The sequence below is a fragment of the Neisseria sp. P0021.S005 genome (assembly GCF_051956955.1).
Genome location: NZ_JBQCWY010000389.1, coordinates 1 through 2,835 on the forward strand (window position 1 = coordinate 1; position 2,835 = coordinate 2,835).

Here is a 2,835-nt window from a genome sequence, read left to right on the forward strand (position 1 = left end):
AACAGACGGCCTTTTATTTAGTTCAATTCAAAATCAAACACACTGTTACTTTTGACCTTGAATGGCCGCGGCAATTTTTTCTGCGCCTTTTTTCGCCCAGTCTGCCTGCTTGGCTTCCACCATCACGCGCACGACAGGCTCGGTACCGGATGCGCGCAAGACCACGCGGCCTTTGCCTTCGAGTTCTTTTTCCACTTCAGCCAAAGCCTCTTTGGAAGCGTCCTGCCAGTTTTGGCCTTTTTTGATGCGGACGTTGATCATGGTTTGCGGATACGGCTGCCAATCGGCGCAAACGGTGGCAAGGTCTTGATTCAAGGTTTGCAATGCGGCCAAAACTTGCAGCGCGGAAATGATGCCGTCACCGGTATTGTGTTTGTCCATACACAAAATATGACCGCTGGCTTCGCCGCCAATCAGCCAACCGCGTTGGTGGAGCTGTTCCAACACATAGCGGTCGCCCACTTTGGCGCGGCAGAAATCAACGCCCTGCTCTTTCAAAGCAACTTCCATCGCCATATTGGTCATTACCGTACCCACCACGCCGCCGATCTCCACGCCTTCGTGCGCGCGTGCTTTGGCAATCACATAAATCAAGCTGTCGCCGTCATACACTTTGCCATTGCGGTCAACCATCATCAAACGGTCGCCATCGCCATCCAAGGCAATGCCGTAATCGGCTTCATTTTGCAACACAGCCGCTTGCAAAGCTTTCGGATGGGTCGCACCACATTTCTCATTGATGTTGTAGCCGTTTGGCTCATCACCGATGCTTACTACTTGCGCACCCAATTCGTGGAATACTTTAGGCGCAACTGCATAGCCCGCACCATTGGCGGTATCGACCACCAATTTCAGACCGCGCAAGTCCAAATGGCTTGGGAAAGTGGATTTACAGAACTCGATATAGCGGTCATCCGCACCATTAATCCGGCGCGCACGGCCTAAACGGCTGGATGGCTGTGTTTTCATTTCCTCATCGATTTTGGCTTCGATTTCCAATTCGATTTCATCGCTCAACTTCACACCGCCTTCGGCAAAGAATTTAATGCCGTTGTCAGAATAAACGTTATGGGACGCAGAAATCATCACACCGGCAGACAAACGCAAAGCACGGGTCAAATACGCTACGCCCGGAGTCGGCAGAGGGCCGGTTTGAATAACATTGACACCGGCGGCGGTAAAACCGGCAATCAGCGCAGCTTCCAGCATATAGCCTGAAATACGCGTGTCTTTACCGATCAAGACGGTTGGTTTGATTTCGCCTTCGTGCTGCACCAAAACCTGACCTGCCGCATAGCCTAATTTCAAGACAAAATCAGGATTGATAGGAAACTGACCGACTTCGCCACGCACACCGTCAGTACCGAAATATTTTTTTGCCATGAGATAACTCCGTGGTTGTTTTGTCGTATGTGAATATGGTTGAACTTCTTTAAAAGAATCTTGATTGTATTCGAAGGCCGTCTGAATCTTTCAGACGACCCTTGATCATGAGAATAATTTACTACTTCAGTATTATAGCAAGATCCAGATTTCCTGCACAAAAAAAGCGCATCCTTTTGCAGAATGCGCTTCCTATTCGAGATTCAAAATCAAATCTTAGAATTTAGCACCAGACTGATTAGCCATGTAATCAACTGCAGCTTTCACTTCATCATCGCTCAGGCTACCGTTACCACCTTTGGCAGGCATTGCGTTAAAGCCTTCGAGTGCGTGTTTGTGCAGGGTGTCTTTACCTTGTTTGATACGAGGAGCCCAGTCTTCTTTTTTACCTACATGAGGAACACCTGGAACTGCGCCGCCGTGACATGCTTGGCAGTTGGCTTCGTAAACTTTTTTGCCGTCTGCACCGCCGGCTGCTGGAGCTGCCACACCTTTGTCATCTGCTTTGGCCACATCTGCTTTAGGGGCTTCTGCAGGAGCTGCACCTTCAGCCGCCGGAGCTGAAGCGGCTTCACCGGAAGCGGCTGCATCGGCAGGAGCTGCGGCATCAGGATCAGGGAAAGTACCGCCGGCTTTGTTGGCCATATAAGTAATGGCGCGTTTCAATTCTTGATCGGTCAAATCAGCCGCACCGCCTTTGGCAGGCATTGCGTTGAAACCATTCAGAGCGTGTTGGAACAAGGTATCGAAACCTTGTGCAATGCGAGGCGCCCAATCGCCTTTGTTTTCAAATTTAGGCGCGTTAGGAACGATGCTGTCTGCCGCGTGACATTGAATACAGATTTTGTTGAAAATCTGATCGCCTTGACGCTCGCCGACTGGAATACCATCGCCCAATTTCAGTTGGCCGACTGGCTGGATACGGGTTTGAGTCGCAGCTTCGGTTGTTTCGGCAACATCGCCGAATGAACCGCTTCCCGCCAGTTTGATCAGGAAGTAAATCACTGCAATGACAATAACGATACCGCTCACAAGGGTGAACAATGCAGAGCCTTGGGCTTTGTGGTCGCGGAGTTGTTTCATTTGGTAGGCCTCGCCGTTAGGTTAGGTTGTGCTGTAAGTTATAGTTTATGTGTTAAACGCAGTTAACAATATTTTGCTGGATTATACTGAATTCGCAAAGGCTTTCCAATCCATCTTGAGAAAAAGATACGCAAAAATCCTCAAAAGGCCATCTAAATTCTGCTAAGCCTTTGTAGTTAATTGATTATTCCAGCTATGCAAAAAAGTGACCGCCAATGCCACTTTCAGACACTTTCAAGATAAACTTTGCCAATAAAGCCAATATGCGTTAACCTTACGGCTTTCGCACCCATAGCTCAGTTGGAAGAGTGTCAGTTTCCGAAGCTGGAGGTCACAGGTTCGATCCCTGTTGGGTGCGCCAATTATAAA

At 49.0% G+C, this 2,835-nt stretch carries 2 protein-coding genes and 1 tRNA gene; 1 reads left to right on the forward strand and 2 read right to left on the reverse strand.

Annotation, left to right across the window (positions count from 1 at the left end):
* Positions 1 to 45 precede the first annotated feature (45 nt).
* Together glmM and ACTHUE_RS14575 are read right to left on the reverse strand one after the other, a co-directional pair.
* Complete coding sequence (gene glmM, locus ACTHUE_RS14570) at positions 46 to 1,383, reverse strand: phosphoglucosamine mutase (RefSeq protein ID WP_004520640.1); 1,338 nt, start codon at positions 1,381 to 1,383, stop codon at positions 46 to 48.
* A gap of 216 nt (positions 1,384 to 1,599) precedes the next feature.
* Positions 1,600 to 2,466, reverse strand: coding sequence for a c-type cytochrome (locus ACTHUE_RS14575; protein WP_070624823.1), 867 nt, complete (start codon positions 2,464 to 2,466; stop codon positions 1,600 to 1,602).
* 285 nt (positions 2,467 to 2,751) lie between these two features.
* Here ACTHUE_RS14575 and ACTHUE_RS14580 point away from each other — a divergent pair.
* Positions 2,752 to 2,827, forward strand: a tRNA-Arg gene (locus ACTHUE_RS14580).
* The last annotated feature ends 8 nt before the right edge of the window (positions 2,828 to 2,835 follow it).